The organism is Thalassospira sp. MCCC 1A01428 (genome assembly GCF_002115825.1).
GTDB lineage: Bacteria > Pseudomonadota > Alphaproteobacteria > Rhodospirillales > Thalassospiraceae > Thalassospira.
The window spans coordinates 1-26,713 of record NZ_JFJZ01000017.1 but is presented as its reverse complement, the minus strand read 5'-3'; the positions used below and the strand labels follow the sequence as shown (position 1 = coordinate 26,713).

Here is a 26,713-nt window from a genome sequence, read left to right as displayed (position 1 = left end):
TTTTTATGACATTCGATGCGGCCGAACCGATGCCCGGTATCATGCTGTCGCCCATGATTACCGCAGTTTCGTATGATGCAGATCGTCTTGTGCTGTCAGTGCATTTTCAAGATTGGCCAAGCCGGGATTTGCCCTGGAATGATGCAGCGCTGGCCGAATTGATCGGGAAGATGCAGGGGACTGCGGGTATGTCGCTTTCAGACGTTGGGCGCGCAATGGGGGGCTTGTATCCTGGCATTTCTGATGCTGATCTTGGCAAAGCCACCGACACTTTTTTGCTTTTTCTGTCTCAGAACGACATGCTGCACTGGTGGTTTGGCACGGCACAGAAACCCTTGTGCATTCTTCATCCGCAGTCGCATCTGTTTTTCCCAAGATTTAGCTTGGGGCCGTTGCCCGATGGGGTGGTTTTGTCGCGTTTTGTCTTTATGCGGCGTGATGGGGATGCTGTTCTTCTGGAAAATCCTGAATATCATGCGGTGTTGCGCTTTACTGCCGCCGGGCGGGATTTGCTGCCGGTGGTTTTTGCTCATTCTGCATCTGACGCGGCAGCAGAAGTAATATCATCCCATCAGGCCTTCTGGCATTTTCTGTGGTGTTCAGGGTTTCTTGAAACTGGCGCAACCGATACGCCATCCCGGCAAGCGTGGGATTTTCATGACCGGGTTTTTCATGCCGGATCACGGTCTTTTCTTGGATTGGCGCGCCTTGGTATCCGGGAGCACTTAAATGACACGGTTGCCCCGCCCCCCGCTCAGAAATCGGCAATGTCGAACCGCAAGATTAACTTGTTGCGCACACGCGACGGCGAAGCAACACCGCAATCCCGGCCCTTAAGCAGTGTGATGGAAACCCGGCATTCTGTGCGCCACCCCGGCCACTTTCCACTCAGCCTTGCCGATTTGGGGGTGTTTTTATGGCGCACAGCTTCTGTCCGTGGGCAAGGGTTTGGCGGGGGGCAGGAATTGTTAAAACGGCCGATGCCCGCGGGTGGTTCGATCCATGAGCTTGAATTTTATATTGCGGTCCATCGCTGTGACGGGCTCGAACCAGGGCTGTATCACTATCATGGCAGCGAACACGCCCTTTATGCCCTGCCGACCAAACCGCCCTATGTGCAAGCGATTGTATCCAGGGCCGCCGGCGGCATGGGACAGCTCGACATTTTGCCTGATTGTGTGATTGTCATGGCGTCCCGGCTGTTGCGACTGGCGTGGAAATATCAGGCAATTTCTTATCGGCTGTCGCTTTTGCATACCGGGGTGGCGATGGAGACATTTTATCTGGTGGCCGAGGATATGGGGCTTTCGCCCTGTGCGGTCGGCAACGGCGATTCATCCCTGTTTTCGATTGCCACGGGCCTGCCCGAGGACGAAGAAGCGGCAATTGGCGAATTTGTTTTGAACGGTCGTCAGTTAACTGGAACGGCAGGGGGTGAAAGCGGGCTGCTGCAATAAAAAGCCCGGAACCGGCACGACCATCATATTATTGTCACCGTCATCGCTGATTTTCGCCTAAACCATTTGGGACGTTATAGCAGGGATACTCGCCCATGATCACGACTGTCCGATTGTTTAAATCCTGTATCGTGATGGCGGGCCTGTCGCCGTTTGTTTTGACTGGATGCCAGACACTTATGGCCGATGACGTTGCTGCCAACCCGGATCGTCAGCCGCCAGCCCTTATTATGCCCGACCGCCCGGCGGTGGCTGATGACTGGTCGGACAATTTGCCGATCATTTATAATCAGGTGGCGGGATGCCTTAATGCGGACCCGACACCACCGGCGCGTGTGGTTGATGCCGGACAAAATGCGGATGGGCAAATTGTCATTGATATGCTTGGTGACAGTGGCAGTTATATCCGTTGCATCAGCGATCCCTCGGGCAAAAGCAAACCGGTATTGCTCGATCAGGTGGCCCCGGCCGATTTGCCCGGCCCTGTTTACACATCTACCCCGTATCCGCCCCCCAAATCGCCCGACGCCGCAATATGTTATGAACATTTTCCAGTGTTGGACAAAACCGGCTGGCAATTGGGGTGGCTAAGTTATGCGCAAGCGGCAGGTGACTGCACCGATCGGACCGTTGCCAAACCATAAACCGGAATTTCCGGCTGCCCAAACCGGGCCGCACCTGTGTTTTCTTTCATATTGCCGGGTAGTCTATGTGATCGCTATTTTAAAGCTGTAAACACCGCAAGGATGAAAGAAACCTGGAATGACCAAACTGAAAATCACGGCAGGCCCGTTTGTATTTGCTGGCAAACTGGAAACCGAAGCCGCACCCAAAACCTGTGCTGCTTTTGTGGAACGCCTGCCGTTTGAAAGCAAAGCGGTTCATGTGCGCTGGAGCGGCGAGGGAGTATGGATGCCGCTGGGGGATTATCAGTTTGGTGTCGATTATGAAAATCATACCAGCTATCCGGCACCGGGGCAGATTATTCTATATCCCGGTGGGATTAGCGAAACAGAAATCCTGCTGGCTCATGGCGGTGTTCATTTTGCATCCAAGGTCGGCCAGCTTGCCGGCAACCATTTCATCACCATCACCAGCAATCTTGATGACGTGGTTAAACTTGGCAAAATGACCCTGTGGGAAGGCGCGCAGGATATCCGGTTTGAGCTGGTTTCCGATTAGTCCGTGATCTTGTTTGGGTGGGATGCGGGCCGTTTAAGCAGCATTGATGTACCGCCCGAAATATTTAATGACCAGCGGGTTTATCACAAACACGATGCTAACGACCGTGGCGGGTGTTAAAAGCAGGGTTTGATGCCAAATCTGCCAGCCCTGGGTGAATGGCGCGATCACATAAATCAGCATTGTCACCAGCGGATAGACACATGCGATCATAATGATTGCCAAGCGGCGTTTTAGAGGGCGCACTGCTGGCGGGTTGCTCTGGCAAGGGTGTTGTGGCCTGGTGGGACCAGGATGTTCACTTGTTTGCATCATATATTTTCCCGCTTAATAATCGGCGCTGGGCCGTTTGCGGAAATTTCTAAACCACGCATCAAGTCGTGGGTGTTCAGTGCCAAACGGCAGATTGAAGCGTTCGCGCGCTGTCTGGAAAATTGCAAATACGGTGAAATCCGCGATGGTTGGCTGGTTACCAGTCAGAAATTTGTTATCCCCAATTGATTTTTCCAGTGCATCAAGAATTTCTGTAACATGCCTGAACATGATGTCGGCGGTTTCTGGCGAAGGTTTGGGCTGCATATGCGGGAAGCTGTTCGTTACATTCCATAGCCAGACCTGCGTGCGAACCACGAGATCGGTACCCAGCCGTTCAAGGGCACGAACCTTGGCCCGCGTTTCGGGATCGTCACCGATCATTGAATTGGCGGGGTAAAGCTCCTCGAGATATTCAACAATTGCGGCAGAGTCCGTTATAACCTCGCCATGATCGGTTATCAGTGCGGGTGCGCGACCAGCGGGATTAATTGCCAGATATTCTGGCGATTTGTGTTCTCTGTTGGCGTAATCGAGTTCGTAGCGAGGAATATTCAGTTCCTTTTCCGCCAAATAAATCGAAACCCGCCTTGGGTTTGTTCCGGCTTTAAACTGATAGAGTAACATTCAAAATCATCTTCTCATGAGGCATTGGACAAACAGGAAGACGGGGTGTTTACGCATCTTCCTCTGGGGGCAGTATGTGCCCGTTGGTGTAAATCTAGATTTGAATTTATTATGTTACTATATAGCCTTTATACTATTACTACAGTGATGGTGAGCGGGAGGGATGTATGCCGTCAAACCGGTTGATTCGTTCGGATGACAAAGAAGAACTGGCGAAATTTTTACGTTCCTGCCGTGAACGCATTTTGCCCGAACAGCTTGGTTTGCCAGCAACACGGCGGCGCAGGACAAAAGGACTGCGCCGGGAAGAAGTCGCGACATTGGCTGGTGTCGGCTTGACCTGGTATACCTGGTTTGAACAGGGGCGCGATATTCAGGTTTCGGATGATTTTTTGCTGCGCCTGTCACGGGGGTTGCGGCTTAATCGTGCGGAGCAGGAACATTTGTTTGCACTGTCTCAACATAACTCCGGGCAAGCTGTTCCGCGTGCGGCTGATTTGCCGCCAAGCCTGATTGCAATCGTCAAACGGTTACCAGATGCAGCATATGTGCTGGATAAATGCTGGGACGTGCTGGCTTATAACGATGCAGCGTTAAACCTGTTTGAGGATTTGAGAGCCGATAAGCCAAACATGTTGCGGATCGTGTTTTTCTCGGACGCGTATCGCCATAAAATCAAGGATTGGGCATTTGCCGCCAGACTGGTTTTTCTAAAGGCCCGGCATGACTTTTTCACAGCGGGGCGCAGTCCTGTTCTAGGTTCTTTGCTAGACGAGGTGATGGAGGCTTTTCCCCAAGCCAGAGACTGGTGGGACGACCCCCAATCCCTGCGTATTGGCGATACTAAAATAGAGCTGAATGACCCCAAGACAGGATGGACAACCTACCATCTGAGCATCTTTGCCCATGAAGACCATCCCAATCTTCGATTGGCGATTTACACCGCCTAGCATTGCGGCATCAGGCGTGGATATCCGTGCTTAACGTGGGTGTGAAATATTGCTTTCAGAATACCGGGGACGGGCAATTATCGGTGCGTTTCGTGTGGTCCACAGTACAAAAACGGCAGCAAAGGAAACCGATGCTGCCGTTTTTTGTTTGAGACGAGTTAGGCGGTTTACTCTGCCGCCACCGTCTTCCCGTCATGTTCCAGCATTTCGCCCTGTTTGCGTTTGCCAAGGATTTCGCGGGCTTTGGCGTATTGCGGGTCGTGCCAGAAGATCAGGCAGCCATTACAGCCCCGACCGCAACAGCCCTGGGTGCCAACGCGCGGGGTGCGGAAGCTGCGGTCTTTCTGGCGGTCATCAAGGGCGGTTTGCAGGGCTTCGCGTTTAACGTCGTAGCGTTCCGGGTTGCCCTTGCCCATTTCAATTTTATGGCCTTCCTGATCCAGCTTCATGCGCTGCCACTCATCCGGCGTTAAGGCTTTTTCCTTGCGGATGATGGTTAGCGGCGGGAAGGCGGTGCGCAGATAATCCGGGTCTTCCTGTTCAAGCAGGGAAAACGGAATGCGGACCATGGGTTTGGCACCGGCATGAACGGCCTCGCCGATTTTGCCGGTATTGGCATCGATGAATTCATACATGCGGATGAAAATGGTTTTGCGGCCCTTGGGCGGCACAATTTCCAGAACATCCCCGGCCAGCAGACGGTTTTTGACCGAAATGACAAAGGCATCGTCTTCAACCCGTTCGATCAACCCGGCAAATTCCCAGTCCGATACGTTTGATGCATTGTCATATCCGTGCGCGTAGTTGGTCAGACGGCCTTCATGGAAGGCCAGCGTATAGCCCCGGTTGGGGATGGTTGCCAGTTCCTTCATATAGGGTTCGGGCGACCAGTTTTCGGGGTCTTCGTACCAGTCATCAATCGCCATGCGATAGGCGCGTGCGACCAGCCCGGCATAATAGGGGCTTTTACCGCGACCTTCGACCTTCAGGCTATCGACACCGATTTTCAGGTAGTCTTCCAGTTTCGGCATGATGCACAGGTCGCGCGAGTTCAGAATATAAGACCCGCGTTCGTCTTCCTGAATTTCCATCAATTCGCCGGGGCGCATTTCTTCTTCAAGGAAGAAATCAAACATTTCCATGTTTTCTTCAGACAGCTTCAGTTCCTTAACCGTGCCGTCTTTCAGTTTCATATGGATCTTGTATTTCCAGCGGCATGAATTGGCACATGCGCCCTGGTTCGCCCCGCGTTCGGCCATGAAGTTCGACAGCAGGCAGCGCCCGGAATAGGTCATGCACATGGAACCATGCACGAAGGCTTCCAGTTTGATGTCCTGGCATTTTTCGCGAATTTCGGTCAGTTCCTCGTAGGAAACCTCGCGGCCCAGTACCACCAGCTTCGCGCCAATCTGCTGCCAGAATTTTACGCTTTGCCAGGAGCAAACATTGGCCTGGGTTGACACATGCAAATCAAGTTCCGGGGCATGTTCGCGCACAAACATGAAAACACCGGGATCAGCAACAATCAGGCCATCTGGCATCACCTTGCGCACGGTATCAACATATTCCGGTAGCTTGGCGATATCTTTATTGTGCGAAAACAGGTTCAATGTCAGATAAACGCGCACCCCATGCTGGTGGGCAAATTCAATGCCTTCCACCACATCATCGAGCGACATTTGGCTTTTGACCCGCAACGACAGATCGGGCGTGCCCATGTAAACGGCATCGGCCCCATACAGCACGGCAATTTTTAGCTTTTCCAAAGAGCCAGCAGGCATCAACAATTCGGAACGGCGCGATTGATCACTCATATCGTCGGGTCTTTTTTCATGGAATGCGGGGAAAGTCTCTCTCTTACCTGCGCGTCATATCACAAATGCACGCCAGATTGCGCCCAAAATCGCATATTTCAGGCATTCTGCAAAGGCATGGCTTTGCAAGGCTGCGTTGTGAGGCGGCCAACGGTTATTGTTATTTTGCCAGTTTTGGGCAAAACCGGGCCAGATTTTGCAAATAATCGGCCAGAACATGGGCGGCAATATCCGCATCGGCTGCCGTAATTGCTTCATCGGGATGGTGGCTTAACCCGTCTTTACAGCGTACAAACAACATGCCGATGTCGCATAAATCATGCATGGCAAGGCCGTCATGACCGGCACCACTAAACAGGCGTAACGGGGTCAGGCCCTGTTTGGTAATTGCGGCTTCCAGCCCGTTCATCATCCAGCCAGCACAGGGTACACCCTCGGCCTCGTAGGTTTGATCGGCGGTAATGGCGACAGTGCGGTTTTGGGAAATGTGCCCAAGTGCAGACAAAATGGCACCCCGGCCATTCACACGTACCGCACGTTCGGGCGCGCGCAGTTCAATCGTCAGATCCACAGTATCGGGAATAACATTGACCGCGTTTGGCAAAACCTCGATTTTTCCGACCACACCTACCATGCCCTCGGTTTCCCGGCAGACCTGATTGACCTTGTGAATAATATCGGCTGCGGCAAGCAGGGCATCCTGGCGTTTATCCATTGGTGTGGTTCCGGCATGGCTGGCTTTGCCCTTGATCAGCACGCGGTGACGTTCAATACCGGTGAGCGCGGTGACGATGCCAACAGGCAGGTCGCGGCTTTCCAGCACCGGACCTTGTTCGATATGGATTTCCAAAAACCCCAGGATTTTTTTGCGATCGCGTTTCAGCGCGGTGATGGCATCGGGGTTACAGCCAAAGTCGTGCAAGGCGGCGCGCACCGAAATACCATCATCGTCGGTTGCATCCAGGGCTTTGGGGTCAAACGTGCCCGCAAGGGCGCGTGAGCCGACAAGGGTGGATTGAAAACGGGTACCTTCCTCGTCCCCGAAGGCAACGATTTCGATGCCGAAGGGAAGGTCGATGTTGCGATTGTAAAGGTCACCAACCACCGCAATTGGCAGGGCCACACCCAGCATTCCGTCATATTTTCCGCCAGAAACCACCGTATCCTGATGCGACCCCATGATCAATGTGGGCGCCCCTTGTTGTGCCTTGGCATCGCGGCCAACAATGTTGCCGGCGGCATCAATTTCGGTTTGCAGGCTCGCCTGTGTCATCCAGTCGCGGATCAAGGTGGCAACCTGTTTATGTTCGGGGCTGAGAAACAGACGGGTGACGCCAGGGCCGGATTGCGAAAATTGCGCGGCTTGTTCCAGACGGTCATAAACAAGTTGTCCCAGCATGGGGGGCCTCCGATATGTGATGCGGCGATTATGGCGGGTTATGTTCTGGTGGCACAGTGTTGATAAGAATTAATGTTGGTGCGGATGATCCGGTGTGGGCAGACGCACAAAGAAAGATTGATAATCGTCTTGTTGTGTCATGTCGTAAAGCCGGTGCAGCTCGGTAATCGGCTGGGGATGATCGTCAACGCGCAGATCCAGCGGCAGGGCATTTGGCGCAACAACCTTGATCACAGCCGAACTGGTGCCACGTTTGTCCCCACCCGCCTCAAACGCCGCCTTTAACGCACACAGCAGGGCACGCGAAAACGGGACGCCGTTTTTCAGTGCCTGTTCAAAGCCCGATTTCATGGTGGGAATAACCTCATCATTCGCCAATATATTGCCCCCGGCGACCAGGTTGGGGGCGATGATATGGGCGTGGTGCGCGGTGTTGGCATGGCCCGTCCAGGCGGCCCCGTTACCCTTTGCATCAAGCAACAACATTTGCCGATAATCCCGGCCCTTGTCGGCATCGGTCAGGTTTTTAACCACCGAATCGGCATTTTCGCCGTTTTCCAGCTGTTTTAATCCGTTAACACCATACCAGTAGTTGGTAGAGAACCCCTGTGTGGCAATGGCGCCCACCCCGGGGCACAGATGCGGAACAAAGCCCCCTACGGCAAGGTTGCCGGTGGCGGTAACCAGGCCAAGGGCGTTGGTTTTCGGGTCTTTCGCGATAAGAGAGTAGGTCATGTTTCCTGCCTGGTCAGAGGGGCGGCAATGCGGGTTGGTTAAATTTATTATGATAAATAATTGCCGAAATCCAATTTATCATTATAAATAGAGTTTGCAACCGTGATGGCCAAAAGGACGGGCAACGGCTTTTGGTTCGGGAAACGTTCAGCACAATAACAAGCGGTCGTTGCCGCAAGGTTCGGATTCTGATCCGGGCGAGATCGAGAGGCTTAATAACAGGGAGGCTTGAATGAAAAGCCTGTTTAAGGGGGCGCTGATCGCAGCAGCCCTGACAGTTTCAGCATTCTCAGCCGGGCAGGCTGAGGCACAGACCCCACCGGGCGTTCTGCTGGTCGGACAAATTGCCGAACCAAAATCGCTTGACCCCGCAGCGGATACGGCGGTTAACGACTTTCGTATTCTGGTTAATATGTATGATGGTCTGGTGCGCTATAAGGATGGCACGCTTGAGGTCGAGCCCGACCTTGCCACCAGCTGGACCATTTCGGACGATGGCAAGGTTTATACCTTCAAGCTGCGCGACGGGGTGACGTTTCACGACGGTACGCCGTTTAATGCCGAGGCGGTAAAATACAATTTTGACCGGATGCTGGATGAAAAGCACCCGGAACATGACACGGGCCCGTTTCCGCTGGCGTTTTTCTTTAGCACCGTTGATAAAATCGACGTGCTTGACGATCTGACGGTGAAGTTTACCTTAAAAGAACCTTATGCGCCGTTTTTGTCCAATCTGGCCTATCCAACCGGGCTGATCGTATCGCCCGCAGCGGTTCAGAAATACGGCAAGGATTTTGGCCGTCACCCGGTGGGGACCGGGCCGTTCAAGTTTGAAGAATGGGACAGCAACGCCAAAGTGGTTGTCAGTCGTAATGACGATTACTGGGATGGTGCGCCAAAACTTGACGCTGTTGTTTTCCGACCGATTACCGACGCCAATACCCGTGTGGCTGAATTGATGGCCGGTGGCATTGATTTGATGGTTGAGGTGCCGCCCGACAGTTTGACCAACCTTGCCGGTGACGACAATTTTCAGGTTTATCAGCAGGCGGGGCCGCACCTTTGGTTCCTGATTTTGAATATGAAGGAAGGCCCGTTCAAGGATAAGCGTGTTCGCCAGGCGGTTAACTATGCCATTAATAAAAAGGCATTGGTGGACAATGTGTTGCAAGGCACAGCCGAGGTTGCAGCCGGGCCAACACCCCCTGCCTTTGCCTGGGCCTATGACAAAAGCCTGGATCCTTATCCCTATGATGTGGAAAAGGCCAAACAGTTGATCCGGGATGCCGGGGCCACAGGCAAGGAAGTGACTTTTTATGTCACCGAAGGCGGTTCAGGTATGCTTGATCCGATCCCGATGGGGGCTGCCATCCAGGCAGATCTGGCGAAGGTCGGTCTTAAAGTTAAAATCGAAACCTATGAATGGAATACCTTTCTGGGCAAGGTTAATCCGGGTTTGGCAGGCAAGGCTGACATGGCCGAAATGGCCTGGATGACCAACGACCCCGACACCCTGCCTTACCTGGCCCTGCGCACCGATGCCTGGCCCGATAAGGGCGGTTTTAATTCCGGTTATTATTCCAATCCCAAGGTGGATGAATTACTGGAAAAGGCCCGCACCTCGACCGATCAGAATGAACGCGCGAAGCTGTATCGCGAGATGCAGCAGATTGTTCATGATGACGCCCCGTGGGCCTTTATTGCCAATTGGAAACAGAATGCTGTGAGCAGTTCGGCGGTAAAGGGCTTTAAACTGCAACCGTCATTCTTCTTGCTGTTAAAAGACGTTAGCAAGGATTAAGGCCGTTTGCCGATGACATTGTAACGTCATGGTCCCTGTGACCATGCCGACATGTGGCCGGGTGTGAAATATCATGTCTTTTGCACCCGGTATCTTTTCCCGCATTCACACCGACGAGCCGTAATCATGCACGTCTATATCCTTCGCCGACTGGTTTTGATGGTCCCGGTGCTTTTCGGGCTGACCGTGATCGTGTTTTTAATCATGTCGCTTATTCCCGGCGATCCGGCCCTGGCGATTTTGGGATCTTATGCCACCCCGGAAAATGTTGCCAAATTGCGCGCTGATCTGGGTCTGGATAAATCACTGATCAGCCAATACTGGATCTGGCTGACCCATATGTTGCACGGTGATTTTGGCCGGTCCTACAGCCTTAACCGCCCGGTTTTAGATGAAATTCTGGAACGGTTTGGTGCGACGTTGATTTTGGCGGGAACATCGTTGGTGTTGTGTACGATTTTGGGCCTGCTAACCGGTGTGGTGTCGGCTGTGCGCCAATATGGCTGGGCCGATAAAACCCTGACTTTTGTGGTGCTGATCGGCATTTCCGTGCCGTCATTCTGGTTGGGGCTGATGATGATGTTGCTGTTTGCGGTCAATCTGCGCTGGTTGCCGGTTAGTGGCATGTATGCGATTTACGGCGGGGGCGACTTGCCCGATTTGTTGCGCCACCTGGTGATGCCGTCGATCACGTTGGCGGTGGTGGCAACCGGGGTGATAGCCCGGCTGACCCGATCAAACATGCTGGAAGTTTTACGACAGGATTATATCCGCACCGCACGCGCCAAGGGCCTTGATGAAAGACGGGTGATTTATCGCCATGCCTTTAAGGCGGCACTGGTGAATGTCATTCCCGTGATCGGGGTGCAAGCGGGCTTTGTGCTGGGCGGGGCGGTTTATATTGAAACCGTGTTTCAGTGGCCCGGTATTGGCCGGATGCTGGTAACTGCCATTGCCACCCGCGATATTTTGCTGGTGCAAGGGGGCGTTGTGATTGTGGCGGCAAGTTATGTGCTGTTCAATCTGTTTGCTGATGTGTTGCAACATCTTATCGATCCGAGGGTCAAGGCATGAGCAACCCGGCAGCAACCGCAAAAATGGCGGCAAAACCCCGTAAATCGTCGGCCCGGCCGTCGGCATTTAAATTGCTGGCGCGCAATCACCTGGCCCTGCTAGGCGCAGTGATTTTGGCCGGTGTTATTATTGTCGCCCTGATCACACCGTGGCTGCCTTTGACAGACCCGGACGCAACCGACCCGGCCAACCGTCTTTTGCGGCCCTTAACAGACGGGCATTTTCTGGGAACCGACCATTTGGGCCGTGATTTATTATCGCGGCTGTTATGGGGCACGCGGGTTAGTCTGGCTGTTGGCATTTCCGCATCGTTGTTTGCAGCGGTGTTTGGCTCAGCGATTGGTATTATTTCGGGCTATTTCGGCGGACGCACTGATAATGTTTTGATGCGCGGCATCGATATGGTGATGGCATTTCCCTATATCCTGCTTGCTCTTGCAATTGTCGCCGCCCTGGGACCGGGATTGATGAATGCGCTTTATGCCATTGCCGTCGTCAATATTCCGTTTTTTGCTCGCAATATTCGCGGGGTTACGGTTGGGATCGCCCACCGCGAATTTGTTGATGCGGCCCGTTTGTCGGGCAAGGGGCATATCCGCATTTTGCTAAGCGAGATTTTACCAAATGTGATGCCGGTGATTGTGATCACCATGTCGACCACGGTGGGTTGGATGATTTTGGAAACAGCGGGGCTAAGCTTTTTGGGCTTGGGCGCGCAACCCCCACAGGCCGACCTTGGGTCCATGCTGGGCGAGGGCCGCAAGCTGATTACAACAGCCCTGCATTTATCGGCCATTCCGGGCGGTATGATCTTTTTATTGGTTATGAGCATCAATTTACTGGGCGATGGCATTCGCGATGTGCTTGACCCGCGTTTAAAATCGGGTGCATTGGCCCGCCCGGCACCTGTTACCCGTATTGATCGTTCCAAGACCATGACGAATGGGAACGTTACCGATGCAAACCCAAACATAAATTCAGGCCGTGATCCTATTTTGTCGGTCGAGGATTTACGCACGGAATTTGTGCTGGGCGACGATGTTTACAAGGCTGTTGGCGGTGTGTCTTTTAGCGTTGGCCGCAATGAATGTGTTGGGCTGGTGGGGGAATCCGGGTCGGGTAAATCCGTCACGGCTCTTTCGTTACTGGGGCTTGTGGCATCACCACCGGGCACCATTGTCGGCGGGCGGGTTATGCTTGAGGGCCGCGATGTGTTTGACATGCGCGAAAGCGAAATTCGCGCCATTCGCGGAGGCCGTGCTGCCTATGTGTTTCAGGACCCGCTTTCAACCTTGCACCCGTTATTTTCGGTGGGGGATCAATTGGTTGAAGCGATCCGCGCCCATAACCGGGTCAGTTACAAAGATGCCTGGGCCAAGGCCGTATCGCTGTTGCGAATGGTGCGTATTCCCAACCCCGAACAACGCGCAGATAGCTATCCGCATCAACTTTCGGGCGGGATGCGCCAACGGGTGGGCATTGCCATGGCGCTGGCCAACGAACCCGAACTGATTATTGCCGACGAACCCACAACCGCGCTTGATGTGACGGTACAGGCGCAGATTTTGAAATTGATGAACAATCTGCGCACAGAACACGGTACATCGGTGTTGTTTATTACCCATGATTTTGGTGTGGTATCGGAAATTTGCGACCGGGTTGCCGTGATGTATGCGGGCCAGATTGTGGAAATGGGCACCACTCAACAGGTTTTGCAACAACCCGCCCATCCCTATACCAAACGCCTGATCGATTGTGTGCCCCGGTTGGGCGAAGCCAAACGTGACGTGGCGGCCATTCCCGGTTTGCCCCCGGCGGTGAACAATTTACCCGCAGGATGTGCCTTTGCCGAGCGCTGCGACCGCGCGGATGATACCTGCCGGGCAGGGGCCGTCGCCCTTGATGATTTAGGGGCGGGGCATGCCGTGCGCTGTTTGAAACCGATGGGAGGCGAAGATGCCTGATATTGTTCTTCAAACCCGTGATCTGGTGCGTGTTTTTGGCGGTGGACGCACTCTTTTTATGGGCAAAAAACCATCTGTTTATGCCGTGCGCGGGGTGGATATTGCGGTGCGTAAGGGCGAAACCCTTGGCGTTGTCGGGGAATCCGGTTGTGGGAAATCAACATTGGCGCGGATGCTGGTGGGGTTGGACCGGCCCAGTGCGGGCGATGTGACTGTATCGGGTGAACCGTTAAATGATTTGCTGTCACGTGATCGTCATGCGCTATCGCGGCGTATTCAATATGTGTTTCAGGATCCGATCAGTTCGCTTAACCCGCGTAAGCTGATCCGCGAAACATTGTCGGCACCGCTGTGCTATTTGCGCAATCTTTCGGGTCAGGCCTTGACCGATCGGCTGGAAGAATTGATGGATTGCGTTAATTTGCGTCCCGAATTTCTGGATCGCTATCCACATGAATTTTCAGGCGGGCAGGCCCAACGTGTCGGCATTGCGCGGGCCCTGGCAGCAGAGCCGGAAATTATCGTGCTTGATGAACCGGTATCGGCCCTTGATGTGTCGGTGCAGGCGCAGGTTTTAAACTTGTTAGATGACCTGAAAAAACGGTTTGGTTTAACCTATATTTTCATCAGTCATGATTTATCGGTGGTCGAGGCGGTAAGTGACCGTGTGGCTGTGATGTATTTTGGCCGTGTTGTTGAACAGGCAGCCGGACAGGCCCTGTTTGTGGCACCGCGCCATCCCTATACCCGGTTGCTACTTGATAGTGCGCCCGTACCAGGCAAACGAGGATTGCAAGTCGAGGATGCCAATGCCGAATTGCCCGACCCGATGGCGCCACCGCCGGGCTGTGCGTTTGCGCCGCGGTGTCCATATGCGCAGAATGATTGCCGAAAAAAAGTACCCGAAGCCGATTTTGGAATGGATAATCATGCCGCGGCCTGTTTTCACCCGCTTGGCGCGATGACATAAGACAGACCGACCCGCAAAATTGATTTGCCTGAATGGGACAGCATACAGGTCGCACTAGCGGCATATGGAGCGTGAATGACCGACCGACCGACATTTCCCAAATCCCGGCAGGATGCGCTGGATAAAACGCGCAAGCGGGACCGCAAACGCCCCGAAGCGATTAGCGAGGCGATAAAGGATTATATTGCCCAGAAACGCTTGCGACCGGGATCACGCCTGCCGCAGGAGGCAGAGCTGATTTCGCTGCTCGGCGCATCGAAAGGCACCGTGCGCGAGGCATTAAAATCACTCGAAACGCAGGGCCTGATTGCCACCCGGACCGGGCCGGGGGGTGGGGCGTTTATTGACAGCGTGCCCGAACAACGCGCTGTGGAATTGCTGGGCAATTACTTCTTTTTCAAGGATTTATCGATCCGCGATATTTATGAATTACGCATTTTGCTGGAACCTGAAATGGTTGCCGCCTGCATTGGCCGGATGGACGAAGCCGATTTTGTGCGTCTGGAAGAAAAAATGACATGGTACGCTCGCCAGCCAGCCACCATCGAAGAAGCCCATCGCCAGCGGATCAAGGAACTGGAATTTCATCTGGTTCTGGTTGAGATTTGCCCCAATCCGCTGCTGGCCTTTGTGTGCCGGTTTATGATTGATCTTTTGATGAACCTGACGGTTTGCAAAAAGATCTATGATCAGCCCAATACCGAATTGCGCGAGGTTGGCCGCAGTTATCAGTTGCGTTTGATTGAAGCATTGCAAAATGGCGATGGCGAAACCGTTCGTGCTGTCACCTATCAGCATATGTGCGCCGCCCAACGCCTGATGGAAGAACAGGAAGCCGTGGTTGAACGCCGCTTTCTTCGGGTGGGCAGCAATGACGTGCCGCCCGATCAGCCGTTAAGTCCTGAATTGCAGGCGCTTTCCTCGATTATCACCAAACACTGATTTGCCCGTAGATGTAATTCGGCCCGATGACTGACAGGAGTTTTCATGTCCGCCCCGCATATTGACCGTGACTATCTGGCTGCCATTCTGGGTCGGATGCTGCAAATTCATAGCCCGACGGGGATGACCGACGACATCGTTGCGCTTGTTTGCAACGAATTGAAAAACTTTGGCGTGACGTTTGATTTAACCCGGCGCGGTGCCATCGTGGCAGAATTACCCGGTAAGCGCCAGGTCCCTGATCGTGCCGTGGCTGTTCATGTTGATACGCTAGGCGCGATGGTCAGGGAAATTAAGGATAATGGCCGTTTGGCGGTGGTTGCCGTTGGTCACTGGTCGTCGCGTTTTGCCGAAGGTGCCCGGGTGACCGTGCATGGGGATGACGGCAAAAGCTGGCGCGGGACGATTTTGCCCAAAAAGGCATCGGGACATACCTATAATGCCGAGGTTGATAGCCAACCTGTTGATTGGGCACAGTTGGAAGTGCGCCTTGACGCGCGGGTTGCAAACAAGGCCGATGTGGTGGCAGCCGGGGTCAATATCGGCGATTTGATCGCGGTTGATACCAATGCCGAATTTACCGACAGCGGATTTGTGGTGTCACGCCACCTTGATGACAAGGCCGGGGTGGCATCGGTGTTGGCCATGATGAAGGCGGTTATGGAAAACCGGCTGGAACTGCCGGTGAATTGCCATGTTATTTTCACCATCGCCGAAGAAGTGGGGCTGGGCGGGGCGCATGTGCTTGATCAGGACGTCGGTGAACTGGTCGCGGTGGATAATGGCACCTTTGCACCGGGCCAGAACACCAGCGAATATGGCGTCACCATTGCGATGATGGACATGTCCGGCCCGTTTGACCGGCGTTTGAACCACCATCTTATGGATTTGTGCCGGGCAAACGACATTGACCATTCGCGCGATGTGTTCAAGTTTTATCGCAGCGACGTCGCCTCTGCCCTTGAGGCCGGATACGACACCCGGGCGTCATTGATTTGTTTCGGGCTGGATGCCTCGCACGGGCATGAACGCGCCCATATGGACAGTTTTGTTGCCGTGGCGCGGTTGTTGCTGGCCTATGTGCAAAGCCCGCCTGTCGTTTCCTGATAAACGGGTTAGTCAAGAACATTGCGGCAGCCAGGATGACTGCCGCAATGTGTTTGAATGTATCGTCACATACGATGTTATTTGATCTTTTTGATCTCGCCCCGGTCAATTTTTTGCCAGTATTGAACAGCCTCGCGTTTGACGATTGGCATTAGAAAATAAAGGCCAATGACATTGGGCAGGGCCATGGCAAAGATCATGGCGTCGGAAAAATCAATTACCGGGTCCAAATTCATGCTGGCCCCAAGAATGACGAACAGGCAGAAAAACGCCTTAAAGGTTATTTCCTTGCCTTTGCCTTCGCCAAACAGATAGGTCCAGGCCTTTAACCCGTAATAGGACCAGGACAACATGGTGGAAAAGGCAAAAAGGACGACAGCAAGGGCCAGCACGATCGGGAACCATGTAAAGGCGGTTGCATAGGCCGCAGATGTGAGTTCAACCCCGGTCAGGTCGGTTTGCAACTGGCCGGATATGGTGATGACCAACGCCGTCATGGTGCAAATCACCACGGTATCAATAAAGGGTTCAAGCAGGGCAACATAACCTTCGGTAATGGGTTCTTTGGTGCGCACGGCAGAGTGGGCGATTGCGGCTGAACCAATCCCGGCTTCGTTGGAAAAGGCGGCACGTTTGAACCCCTGGATCAGCGCACCGACAATACCACCGGCAACACCCGCCCCTGTGAAGGCGCCATCAAAAATACGATAAAAGGCATCGCCGACATGTTCGATATTCATTCCGATGATGACCAACCCTGCCAGCAGATAAATGACCGCCATGAAGGGCACGATTTTTTCGGTAACCTTGGCAATGGACCGAATGCCGCCAATGATGACCATGCCGACAATGATGGCCATCACCAGCCCGAACAGCCAGCCGCTATCGGCTATGAAACTTTGTTCACCGCCAGTTACATTTACAATTTGCTGAAAAGCCTGATTGGACTGAAACATATTGCCGCCGCCCACAGCGCCGCCGATACAGCAAATGGAAAATACAATGGCAAGGGTTCGGCCCAGACCGGGTTTTCCCTGTTCCGTCAGGCCTTTGGATAAATAATACATTGGTCCGCCCGACACACGGCCATCAGGATATTCGTTGCGAAATTTAACGCCCAGGGTGCATTCGGTGAATTTTGATGCCATGCCAAGAAGGCCAGCCAAAATCATCCAGAATGTGGCACCCGGCCCGCCAATGGAAATGGCAACAGCCACTCCGGCAATATTGCCAAGACCGACAGTACCTGAAAGGGCAGTGGCCAATGCCTGAAAGTGCGACACCTCGCCAGCATCGTTAGGGTCGGAGTAATCACCTTTGACCAGCGAAATGGCATGACCAAACATGCGAAATTGCACAAAACCAAAATAAAGGGTGAAAACTGTGGCGGCAATAACCAGCCAGCCAACAATAAGGGGGAACTCTGTGTCGCCAATGGAGACAGAATAAAAAATCGCCCCGGCGATTACATTCGAAATCGGGGCGATTGCTTCGTTAATGGCCTGGTCCATGCCGCTTTCCTGCGCATGGGCCAGTTGCGAATAAGATAAAATGGCGACACCGGCCGTGGTGGCAGGAATCCATTTGGGCGAAAACATGAGGTGCTCCTGATTTTGTCTTTTTTGTTTGCTCGTGTTCTTAACGGCGACGGGGCCGGCTTATGGGACAACGGTAACCGGCAAGGGGGCTGCCTGAACCAGGGTCAGGGCCAGACTGCCAAGTAATCTTGCGCCAAGTGCAGACCCGCCTTTACGACCAATGATGATCTGGGTGGCCTGCTGTTCCTTGGCGATTTTGCACATCAGTTCACCCGAATGCCCGTATCGGACTTCATAGGTCACGGCGATGTTTTTTGTTTTAAGGATTTCAAGGGCGGGGTTAAGGGTGGTTTCCGCGCGTCCCAGTTCTTCGCTGCGGCGTTGATGGCGTTCTTCAAGTTCCTGGGCGGACAGGAAACTGTAGGGGGACCATTCCAGAATATAGGCAATGTGAATGGGGCAGCCTTCGGCCTCGGCGCGGGCGCCGGCAAATTTTACGGCCCGATGGGCCGCGTCGGTGCCGTCAAACCCGACCAGTATGGGGTGTTCGGACATTTTTCTTGCTCCATGAACGGGGAAAGGTGTGGGTTTTCATGTTGTGGGCGATACTCCCTCTCTGCTCGGTAATGCCGGGTGATACACATGGACAGGCCGCAAAATACAGGCGCACCACTGGCGAAGGGATAATCGGAAGGGAGAGCGGGCAGGCAGGTACTTAAACCCGGAATATTGACGGTAAATTGCATCCCTGATTTCCCTGACCAGCAGGCATTTCGCCGCGTGCTGTTCGTCCCTGACGGGGTCGGAACGGGGATGCCGGATTGAATTTCCCCATTATGTCGCAACCCTTCAGATTGAAGGGTGCAACGCTTTAGGTTGTTAAATGTTCCAGAAAAACTATCCTGGATTTAATTTTAATCTGGTTCAAATACCGGCTTAGTTCCCCTTAGCCGTTGATATCCGGGCTTTTGGATAGGTTTTTATCGTCGTTTTTGCCGGTTGATTTTTAATCTTGACCAAATGATCAGGATTGATCATGCTGTAAAGGTCAGAGAGAGGCTTCTGACCGCGTATGCAAAGTTTAATGACAAAAACGCGGCAGAATAAAACGGGATCGACGGCCTGATCGCAAAATGCGACGGGTTTGTTGAAAAACGCCAGGAATACATTTGCCGGATATGTCAGGGTTGGCAGGCTTTGCTGTGCCAACAACACCCGCGATGTATCTGCGATATGTATTTCAATCCGCACATGTCTCTCGCTGACACAGGAGAGGACGCCTTTACGGCAGGGAGACATGAAATGACGACCCAGCAGGCAAAGCCCGCTTTGCAATCCGGCCAGATGTCGGCAGGAGCCATTGCCGACAATTTTACCGATCTGCACCCGCCTTTTTCCACTTTGCAGGCGATGGCAGAAAGCAATCGCTGCCTTTATTGTTACGATGCGCCTTGTGTTACGGCGTGCCCGACATCGATTGATATTCCCAGTTTCATCCGCAAAATCAGCACTGGCAACCCGGACGGGGCGGCAAAAACCATTTTGTCGGCCAATATCATGGGCGGCACCTGTGCCCGGGCCTGCCCGACCGAGGTTTTGTGTGAGCAAGCCTGTGTGCGCAATGTTGCCGAGGACGAAGCCGTTGAAATTGGCAGTTTGCAGCGTTACGCCGTCGACCATTTAATGGCCCGAAACCTGCCGCATCCGTTTAAGCGCGCTGCGGCAACCGGCAAAAAAATTGCCGTTATTGGTGCTGGACCCGCCGGGCTAAGCTGTGCGCATCGCGCCGCCATGCTGGGCCATGATGTAACGGTGTTTGAAGCCAAGCCAAAGCCGGGCGGCCTTAATGAATATGGCCTTGCCGCCTATAAAATGACCAACGATTTCGCCCAGCGCGAGGTTGAATTCTTGCTCGGTATCGGCGGTATTACCATCGAATATGGCAAGGCGTTGGGCCGTAACATAGCGCTTGGCGATATTAAAGCCTCCTTTGATGCGGTGTTTGTCGGTGTTGGCCTGGGGGCGACCAATAATCTGGGCCTTGCCGGTGAAGCCGCCAGTGGCGTTGATGACGCGATTGATTTTATCGAGGAACTGCGACAGGCCAGCGATAAATCCACCATGCCGGTGGGCAATTCGGTTGTTGTGATTGGCGGGGGTAATACCGCGATTGATGCCGCCGTGCAGGCCAAGCGCCTGGGCGCGGATGAGGTCACATTGGTTTACCGTCGGGGGCCAGAAAATATGTCCGCTACCGAATTTGAACAGGAGCTGGCCAAAATCAATGGTGTCATCGTGCGCTATTGGGCCAAACCGGTCGAGATCAAGGCCAATGGCCGCCTGATGGGCATGGTGTTTGAAAAAACCGCGCTGGATGACAGTGGCAAGCTGGTGGGGACCGGCGAAACGTTCGAGATCAAAACCGATCAGGTCCTTAAGGCGATTGGTCAGAAAATTAAAACCGATGATCTGGCCGGGATGGAAATTTCCGGTGGCAAGATTGTGGTTGATGACACTTATCAGACAACGGCACCGGGCATTTTTGCCGGCGGTGACTGCATCAAAAGCGGCGAGGATTTGACCGTGCAATCGGTTGAAGATGGCAAATGTGCCGCCATCGCCATGGATGCCTTTTTGAAAACCGCCTGAGCATTGCCCGCCGAGGAGAGAGAACATGGCTGATTTAAGCTGCAAGATTGCCGGTATTGATAGCCTTAACCCGTTCTGGCTGGCATCTGCGCCGCCGACCGACAAAAAATACAATGTTGTGCGTGCCTTTCAGGCCGGGTGGGGCGGTGTTGTCTGGAAAACGCTGGGCATTGATCCGCCTGTCGTCAATGTATCGTCGCGCTATGGCGCGCATCATGACCAGAACCGCCGCCTGTTGGGCATTAACAATATCGAACTGATTTCCGACCGCCCGCTGGCGCTGAACCTTCAGGAAATTCGCGAATGCCGCGCTGAATGGCCCGATCATGTGATTATCGGGTCGATGATGGCGCCAATTGAGGAACGCGCATGGAAGGATCTGGCCCAGCAAATTGCCGAAAGTGGTGTGCATGGCCTGGAGCTTAATCTGGGCTGCCCGCATGGCATGTGCGAACGCGGCATGGGCTCTGCCATTGGTCAGGTGCCGGAAATGGTTGAACAGGTCACGCGCTGGGTCAAGGAGGCGGTGGATATACCCGTTTTCACCAAGCTGACGCCGAATATCACCAATATCCTGTGGTCGGCCGAGGCGGCATTAAAGGGCGGGGCGGATGCCGTGTCGCTGATTAACACGGTTAATTCGATCATCTCGGTCGATCTTGATCAGATGGTGCCCGAACCGGTGGTGGATGGCAAAGGGACGCATGGCGGATATTGCGGATCAGCGGTGAAGCCGATTGCGCTCAATATGGTGGCTGAAATTGCCCGCGCCCCGGAAACCCGGGCGCTGGAAATTTCCGGGATTGGCGGCATCACCACCTGGAAAGATGCCGCCGAATTTATGGCGCTGGGCTCCAATGCGGTGCAGGTTTGCACGGCGGCGATGATTTATGGTTTCCGTGTTGTCGATGATTTGGTTGATGGCATGTCGCAATGGATGGATGATCAGGGTTACACCAGTGTTGACCAGTTTACCCGCAAGGCAGTGCCACAGGTGGCGAACTGGAACGAACTGAACATGAATTTCGATACCAAGGCCGTGATTGACCCGGATAAATGTATCGAATGTGGTCGTTGCCATATTGCTTGCGAAGATACCTCGCATCAGGCGATTGCGATGAATGCCAAGCCCGAAGGTGGCAAGGAATTTGTTGTGATCGACGAGGAATGTGTGGGCTGTAACCTGTGTTACCACATTTGCCCGGTGCCCGATTGTATCACGATGGAGCCGGTCAAAACCGACAAGCCCTATATGACCTGGCCGCAACATCCGCTCAACCCGATGCGCGACGCCGCCGAATAGGCGCAGCATCCCGCAAGTTTTGCATTTATATGCCCCACATATGAAAGGATTTTGATTTATGACTGCTGCGTCAACCGCTCGTAACCTGAACATCAATGCGGACCGCCTTTGGGACAGCCTGATGGAAATGGCAAAAATCGGTAAAACCGCCAAGGATGGTGTGTGCCGCCTGGCCCTGACCGATCTGGACCGCGAAAGCCGCGATTTGTTCATCAAATGGTGCAAGGATGAAGGCTGCTCGATCCGGATTGACAAGATGGGCAATATCTTTGCCCGTCGCGAGGGCAAAAACCCCGACCTGCCGCCGATTGTCGCAGGGAGCCACCTTGATAGCCAGCCGACCGGCGGCAAATATGATGGTGTTTATGGGGTGTTAAGCGGGTTGGAAGTGATCCGTACCCTGAACGATGCCAAATATGAAACCGAAGCTCCGGTGGAGGTCGTGTGCTGGACCAACGAGGAAGGATCGCGCTTTGCCCCGGCAATGGTGGCATCGGGTGTGTTTGCCAAGGTGTTTGACCTAGAATACGGCCATTCCCGCGCCGATGTAGATGGTAAAACCATGGGCGAGGAACTTAAACGCATTGGCTATATGGGCGATGACGAGGCCACGATTGATGCCCATCCGATGGGGGCCTATTTTGAGGCCCATATCGAACAGGGGCCGATCCTGGAAGATGAAGGCATGGATATTGGCATTGTCACCGATGCCCAGGGCCAGCGCTGGTATGAAATCACCCTGACCGGGGTGGAGGCCCATGCCGGACCAACGCCGATGACCTCGCGCAAGGATGCGCTTTTGGGGGCGGCAAGCATCATTGAACTGGTCAATAAAATTGGCCTGGATCGCGGGCCGCTGGCCTGTGCCACGGTCGGTATGATGCAAATCCACCCCAATTCGCGCAATGTCATCCCCGGTCGGGTGTTCCTGACGGTCGATTTCCGCCACCCGGATGACGCCGTTCTGGCCGATATGGATGCTACCCTTCGCAAAGGGGTAGAGGAGATTAAATCTGGCATCGGCCTTGACTGCGAGTTCGAGCAAATCTTCTATTACGCACCAGTGCCGTTTGATCCGTCCTGTGTGGATGCGGTGCGCAAGGGCGCGGAACGCGGCGGTTACAAGGCACGCGAAATCGTCTCGGGTGCCGGGCATGACGCCTGTTACCTCGCCCATGTCACCCCGACAGCGATGATCTTTATCCCCTGTGTTGATGGCATTTCCCATAACGAGATCGAGGAAGTCCATAAACACTGGTCAGATGCGGGCGGGCAGGTGCTGCTCGATGCCGTGCTAGCGAAGGCGGATGAGGCAGCTATAGTGAAAACCGTTTGAGTTTTAGCCTAATACCGCAAGATCATTTAGTTTACTGTTGTTGTGGGCGGTCCGGTTATCCGGTCCGCCCTTTCTTCGGGTTGGGAGGGGAATTTGGGCCAAAAGCTCGTGGATTGACGGGATGGATGACCTTGGTGAAGGGTTCCCCCTGTTTTTCGGCAAACCAGTTTGCCCAGTAACGCGGTCGCTCTGTGTTCTGATCGGGTTCAAGGCTTAAGAAGTTACGTGCCCCGACAAACTTGGTATCCGTGCCGGGAAAGATACCCATTCGCGAAAGGATACCCGGATCAATTTCTCTTTCTTTGTCCAACAGGTGGGTTAAGGCAAACAGTACCATCTTGCTGGGGGCAGGGTGGACAATGGCCGATGATATCAACTGATTAATGACCCGGGTATGGCCCTTATATTCGGTGCGGTTATTCTCAAGCATGCCAAAGGCCGCGACGTGAACATCGCCAGACAGGATCGTTACCCTAATACCCCGTTCCTGAAACTTAAACAGCCGATGAACCATGCGGTTTCGTTCCCCTTTGTGGCTTCGACTGCTCCAATGGTCTTGCAAATCGTCTTCAAGTTCCTGCTGTCCCGGTACTGCACCCAGGAAGGATTCAAGTATGTTAAAATCGGGGTAAACGACGGGGATGCTCGACATGACGAACAGGTGGTCAATATTGGAAAGGCCGGAAAGCCACGCATATATGTTTTCCCAGTGTTCGGGTGACAACACCTGTGTTTGACTGCGTTCAGAGCGCATATCAATCGACAGGATTGCGGTCGAGCCCACAACATGTCCCACCGAAAATCCTTGATTTGGTGCCAGATAGGGGGCGGGTTTTTGAGCGTTGAGTGCAAGGTGCTGCTGAAAAACGCTAAAGGTGTGTTTGGCGATGTCGCCTATACCTTGAAACACATCGCAGTTTTGCCGTTCTGCGGGATATGATCCCCAGCCATCGAAAATGTCGTGATCATCCCACATCGAAATTGCTGGAATGCTCGCCATCATTTGGGCCACTTCGGGCTGTGCCCACCTTTCTGTGTAAAGGTCGAAATAGAATTTGGTAAGTTGGCTGCGCATTGTTTTGGTGAAGGATGCCTTATTGGCCTTAGCGTTCGGCAAACTGTTCCATTTTTTTATGGCGGGGACTACTTCCCAAACGGAATCGGCATAAACTTGATCTCCGCCCAAAAGCATCAGGTGATAGGGCATCTGATCATGGCGTGCTGCCATCTCCAGCCACATGCGATTTTTAACCTCTACCCCCTTCATGACCTTTTGCGATGAAAAACCGTTGCACGACGCATAGGCCATAAAAGGTGCTTCACTGCGTGCAGGAAGATGAACATCAAAGTAGGTATTTTCCGCCGGGCTGTAGGTTAGCCTGGTTGGCGTGTCTGAAAGGGGAGCTTCAAAGGAAAACTGATATGCCGCGCGGTTGCCGACTTGCCAAAGTAACGTTGCAGGTGCGGGGGGAACATGGACATTACCGGAAAAGTATAGGTCGCGGGGTGCGCCATCTTCAGTAACGACCAAAGCACTCAATTTCCAGCTGTTTGATTGTTCGTCATAGCCGCGAAATGAAAGTACCGGCCCCATTAGCGTTTTCATTGTCAATTTCCCCGCTATGAACTGTGTGTTGTGTTTCCAGTCAGGATTGGATTTTCTTCTTTATAATACATTGATAGTTGTATTTTTTAACGATTGATTTCGGTGTGCCTGTTGCACTCAGTTTTGCGGCACGGTTGGCAGATGGATTTCGGTCATTTCCATCAAACGACCCGTTTTTTCCAGCTCGGCGATAAAATGATTAAGCTGCGGCACGAGTTTCAGACAGGGCGATTGGCGCGAAAACATAAACATGACCGGATTTTTGACCAGTGGGGGTTCAACCATATGAATTTGATGGCTGATATTGTCATTGGCGATATTTGCCAAACCGTCATATCGGCCCAGCATCACGTAATCGACCCGCTGATTGATCAGCAAATCCAGAATGCGGTTGCCCGTCGGCGAAAAAATAATATCCAGATGGTCCTTGGCATAGCTATCCAGAAAATCGCCATAACTCCCCCCTTGGGGCCGCGCCCCGCGACGATTGATCAGATCGCCCACCTCATTGACCTCAAAGACATGATCGGCATTTTGAAACACGACAATGTCGTCAGAGGTAAAGGGCAGGGAATAGAAAAACTGGCGGTCGCGCTGTTGCGTAAAATAGGCCCCGGCCATGACATCAATCTCGCCATTGGCCAACATTAACATCGCCCGGTTCCAAGGAATGTCGAGATTGACCTCCAGATCGATCCCGCTTCGGGCCGCAAATTCTTGCAAAATGTCAACGCCCAACCCCCGGGCGACCCTCCGATCATCCAGATAGGTCACAGGTTCCCATCCCACAGCACCACTGGCACGCAGTTTTGTGCATTGTGTTGCGTTTGGCCCCTTTAAGACGTTTGTAACGGCTGGCGGGAGCAGGAGGCCGGGATTGCTATTGCCCGGAGGCATGCTAGCGATTGGGGGATTGTTGACAGGTGTGTTTACCACCTTATGCCCCACAGACGGCGCATTGGTTTGCGCCGTTGTCGGTGCTGTAATGCTCAATAGCCCGAGCGGAATCAATGTCAGTAAGAATTTACCCTTGTTGCTCATGCTGCTTTCATCTGCACAACCTGAAGATATGTATTTCAGATTGTCACGATTTCGGACAGATCAACTATGCAAAGGGAGGGGCGCTGGAGGGTTGAATTTTAACAGTCCTTGTTCACGAGGTTTTGTTGGTGTAAAAAAGAGAATATTTTACCAAATATAAGTGAAAATATTTTTATGGAAAGTTTCTTATAACTTTGTAGGTGATGCTACTATTGTCTGAATTAATTATTTCAATCAAAGCGCCTTTATATCCAATTATGTTGGAGTTGGAAAGGTCGTATTCAACATCATTGTTGAAAGCTGGACGTGCTGTGTTATTGCTGAATTCTCGGTAGCCAATATTTATCTTGTCGCCAACTCGTCCGCTATAAATTAACGTTTGTTGGAAGCTGTTTCCTCGTTCTGACAGCCGTTTTTTTCTTTCATAATCTCCGTTGTAGCAGGAGCTGGCTCCAAACACTGTTATTACGCATAACTCTGCGTTGCCTTGTTTCTTTAGCGATAGAGCTGTAATGGGGTCAGCTAGGGCGGCTTTAATTACACCTGTTGCAGAATAAAAATCCTGTTTATCGTCAAAGCCTATTTGCGAATAAGATTTTGCAGGTATGTCATATAGCAATCCACTGATTGTGTTATGGACTACCAGTACATTTTCTTCAGTAATGTTGCCTTTCTGTAGCATACTATCACCAACATATACTGTCGTGACTGCTCCTATCGGAGGATAGTCTACTTCTTTAATAAATGTGTCAGTGCCATTATATTTAACGGATGTACATGCGCTTAGCAGTAAAACTGCAAATACGGAAAATATTATTTTTCTCATGGATTAATTCACTTTGAAAATTTTTCACGATTTTTAAGAGCATCATAATTCAGAGGGATGGCTAGTGTTCCGAGTCTGAC

At 52.9% G+C, this 26,713-nt stretch carries 24 protein-coding genes; 13 read left to right on the top strand and 11 right to left on the bottom strand.

Translation table 11 applies throughout. From position 1 onward, the window contains the following. Positions 1–5: 5 nt before the first annotated feature. From THS27_RS14110 to THS27_RS14100, 3 genes are all read left to right on the top strand, one after another. A complete protein-coding gene (locus tag THS27_RS14110) occupies positions 6–1,457 on the top strand; it encodes a SagB family peptide dehydrogenase (protein ID WP_085591939.1) in 1,452 nt (483 codons plus the stop codon). A 95-nt stretch (positions 1,458–1,552) separates the two neighbouring features. Then, complete coding sequence (locus THS27_RS14105) at positions 1,553–2,101, top strand: hypothetical protein (RefSeq protein ID WP_085591937.1); 549 nt, start codon at positions 1,553–1,555, stop codon at positions 2,099–2,101. Positions 2,102–2,219: 118 nt separating this feature from the next. Further along, entirely contained in the window at positions 2,220–2,639 is a 420-nt protein-coding gene (locus tag THS27_RS14100) for a DUF3830 family protein (RefSeq protein WP_085591935.1), read from the top strand. A gap of 33 nt (positions 2,640–2,672) precedes the next feature. On the opposite strand, the gene THS27_RS14095 is transcribed toward THS27_RS14100, so the two are convergent. Both THS27_RS14095 and THS27_RS14090 read right to left on the bottom strand, forming a co-directional pair. Further along, positions 2,673–2,852: a hypothetical protein gene (locus THS27_RS14095; protein WP_085591933.1), complete on the bottom strand. Its 180-nt coding sequence runs from the start codon at positions 2,850–2,852 to the stop codon at positions 2,673–2,675. Positions 2,853–2,966: 114 nt separating this feature from the next. Beyond that, the gene (locus THS27_RS14090; protein WP_085591931.1) at positions 2,967–3,578 is read right to left on the bottom strand and encodes a glutathione S-transferase family protein; all 612 of its coding nucleotides are present in this window, start codon (positions 3,576–3,578) and stop codon (positions 2,967–2,969) included. A 167-nt stretch (positions 3,579–3,745) separates the two neighbouring features. On the opposite strand from THS27_RS14090, the gene THS27_RS14085 reads away from it, so the two are divergent. Then, positions 3,746–4,528: a helix-turn-helix transcriptional regulator gene (locus THS27_RS14085; protein ID WP_085591929.1), complete on the top strand. Its 783-nt coding sequence runs from the start codon at positions 3,746–3,748 to the stop codon at positions 4,526–4,528. A gap of 167 nt (positions 4,529–4,695) precedes the next feature. Here the strand turns inward: THS27_RS14085 and THS27_RS14080 are convergent, their stop codons facing one another. The 3 genes from THS27_RS14080 to THS27_RS14070 all read right to left on the bottom strand — a co-directional run bounded on the left by THS27_RS14080 (position 4,696) and on the right by THS27_RS14070 (position 8,476). Next, positions 4,696–6,342, bottom strand: coding sequence for a U32 family peptidase (locus tag THS27_RS14080; protein WP_085591928.1), 1,647 nt, complete (start codon positions 6,340–6,342; stop codon positions 4,696–4,698). A 160-nt stretch (positions 6,343–6,502) separates the two neighbouring features. Then, positions 6,503–7,741: an allantoate amidohydrolase gene (locus THS27_RS14075; protein WP_085591926.1), complete on the bottom strand. Its 1,239-nt coding sequence runs from the start codon at positions 7,739–7,741 to the stop codon at positions 6,503–6,505. Between the two features lie 69 nt (positions 7,742–7,810). After that, positions 7,811–8,476, bottom strand: coding sequence for a DUF1028 domain-containing protein (locus tag THS27_RS14070; protein ID WP_085591924.1), 666 nt, complete (start codon positions 8,474–8,476; stop codon positions 7,811–7,813). A 232-nt stretch (positions 8,477–8,708) separates the two neighbouring features. Between THS27_RS14070 and THS27_RS14065 the strand changes: the two genes are divergently transcribed. The 6 genes from THS27_RS14065 to THS27_RS14040 all read left to right on the top strand — a co-directional run bounded on the left by THS27_RS14065 (position 8,709) and on the right by THS27_RS14040 (position 16,334). Further along, the gene (locus THS27_RS14065; protein ID WP_085591922.1) at positions 8,709–10,277 is read left to right on the top strand and encodes an ABC transporter substrate-binding protein; all 1,569 of its coding nucleotides are present in this window, start codon (positions 8,709–8,711) and stop codon (positions 10,275–10,277) included. 126 nt (positions 10,278–10,403) lie between these two features. After that, complete coding sequence (locus THS27_RS14060; RefSeq protein ID WP_085591920.1) at positions 10,404–11,351, top strand: ABC transporter permease; 948 nt, start codon at positions 10,404–10,406, stop codon at positions 11,349–11,351. Then, positions 11,348–13,315, top strand: a complete 1,968-nt coding sequence (locus THS27_RS14055; RefSeq protein WP_085591918.1) for a dipeptide/oligopeptide/nickel ABC transporter permease/ATP-binding protein — start codon at positions 11,348–11,350, stop codon at positions 13,313–13,315. Before THS27_RS14060 ends, THS27_RS14055 begins: the two co-directional genes overlap by 4 nt. Next, positions 13,308–14,285, top strand: a complete 978-nt coding sequence (locus THS27_RS14050; RefSeq protein WP_085591916.1) for an ABC transporter ATP-binding protein — start codon at positions 13,308–13,310, stop codon at positions 14,283–14,285. The genes THS27_RS14055 and THS27_RS14050 overlap by 8 nt, the downstream gene beginning before the upstream one ends. Before the next feature lie 75 nt (positions 14,286–14,360). Beyond that, a complete protein-coding gene (locus THS27_RS14045) occupies positions 14,361–15,227 on the top strand; it encodes a FadR/GntR family transcriptional regulator (RefSeq protein ID WP_085591914.1) in 867 nt (288 codons plus the stop codon). 45 nt (positions 15,228–15,272) lie between these two features. Then, positions 15,273–16,334: an osmoprotectant NAGGN system M42 family peptidase gene (locus tag THS27_RS14040; RefSeq protein ID WP_085591912.1), complete on the top strand. Its 1,062-nt coding sequence runs from the start codon at positions 15,273–15,275 to the stop codon at positions 16,332–16,334. Between the two features lie 77 nt (positions 16,335–16,411). On the opposite strand, the gene THS27_RS14035 is transcribed toward THS27_RS14040, so the two are convergent. The 3 genes from THS27_RS14035 to THS27_RS14025 all read right to left on the bottom strand — a co-directional run bounded on the left by THS27_RS14035 (position 16,412) and on the right by THS27_RS14025 (position 19,081). After that, positions 16,412–17,932, bottom strand: a complete 1,521-nt coding sequence (locus tag THS27_RS14035) for a sodium:alanine symporter family protein (protein ID WP_085591910.1) — start codon at positions 17,930–17,932, stop codon at positions 16,412–16,414. Positions 17,933–17,992: 60 nt separating this feature from the next. Next, complete coding sequence (locus tag THS27_RS14030) at positions 17,993–18,427, bottom strand: universal stress protein (RefSeq protein ID WP_085591908.1); 435 nt, start codon at positions 18,425–18,427, stop codon at positions 17,993–17,995. A 381-nt stretch (positions 18,428–18,808) separates the two neighbouring features. Continuing rightward, entirely contained in the window at positions 18,809–19,081 is a 273-nt protein-coding gene (locus THS27_RS14025) for a hypothetical protein (RefSeq protein ID WP_139835586.1), read from the bottom strand. Between the two features lie 93 nt (positions 19,082–19,174). Here THS27_RS14025 and THS27_RS14020 point away from each other — a divergent pair, with 93 nt between their 5' ends. The 3 genes from THS27_RS14020 to THS27_RS14010 are packed head-to-tail and all read left to right on the top strand — an operon-like array spanning position 19,175 to position 23,160. Further along, positions 19,175–20,521 (top strand): NAD(P)-dependent oxidoreductase, encoded by a 1,347-nt coding sequence (locus tag THS27_RS14020; protein ID WP_085591905.1) that lies wholly within the window; start codon positions 19,175–19,177, stop codon positions 20,519–20,521. A gap of 25 nt (positions 20,522–20,546) precedes the next feature. Next, the gene (preA, locus tag THS27_RS14015) at positions 20,547–21,824 is read left to right on the top strand and encodes an NAD-dependent dihydropyrimidine dehydrogenase subunit PreA (RefSeq protein ID WP_085591903.1); all 1,278 of its coding nucleotides are present in this window, start codon (positions 20,547–20,549) and stop codon (positions 21,822–21,824) included. Positions 21,825–21,882: 58 nt separating this feature from the next. Further along, positions 21,883–23,160, top strand: coding sequence for a Zn-dependent hydrolase (locus THS27_RS14010; protein WP_085591901.1), 1,278 nt, complete (start codon positions 21,883–21,885; stop codon positions 23,158–23,160). Between the two features lie 55 nt (positions 23,161–23,215). On the opposite strand, the gene THS27_RS14005 is transcribed toward THS27_RS14010, so the two are convergent. The 3 genes from THS27_RS14005 to THS27_RS13995 all read right to left on the bottom strand — a co-directional run bounded on the left by THS27_RS14005 (position 23,216) and on the right by THS27_RS13995 (position 26,633). After that, positions 23,216–24,766, bottom strand: a complete 1,551-nt coding sequence (locus THS27_RS14005) for an alkaline phosphatase D family protein (protein ID WP_085591899.1) — start codon at positions 24,764–24,766, stop codon at positions 23,216–23,218. Between the two features lie 117 nt (positions 24,767–24,883). Further along, positions 24,884–25,540, bottom strand: coding sequence for an ABC transporter substrate-binding protein (locus THS27_RS14000; protein ID WP_246832963.1), 657 nt, complete (start codon positions 25,538–25,540; stop codon positions 24,884–24,886). 439 nt (positions 25,541–25,979) lie between these two features. Beyond that, the gene (locus THS27_RS13995) at positions 25,980–26,633 is read right to left on the bottom strand and encodes a hypothetical protein (RefSeq protein WP_085591897.1); all 654 of its coding nucleotides are present in this window, start codon (positions 26,631–26,633) and stop codon (positions 25,980–25,982) included. Positions 26,634–26,713: the final 80 nt, after the last annotated feature.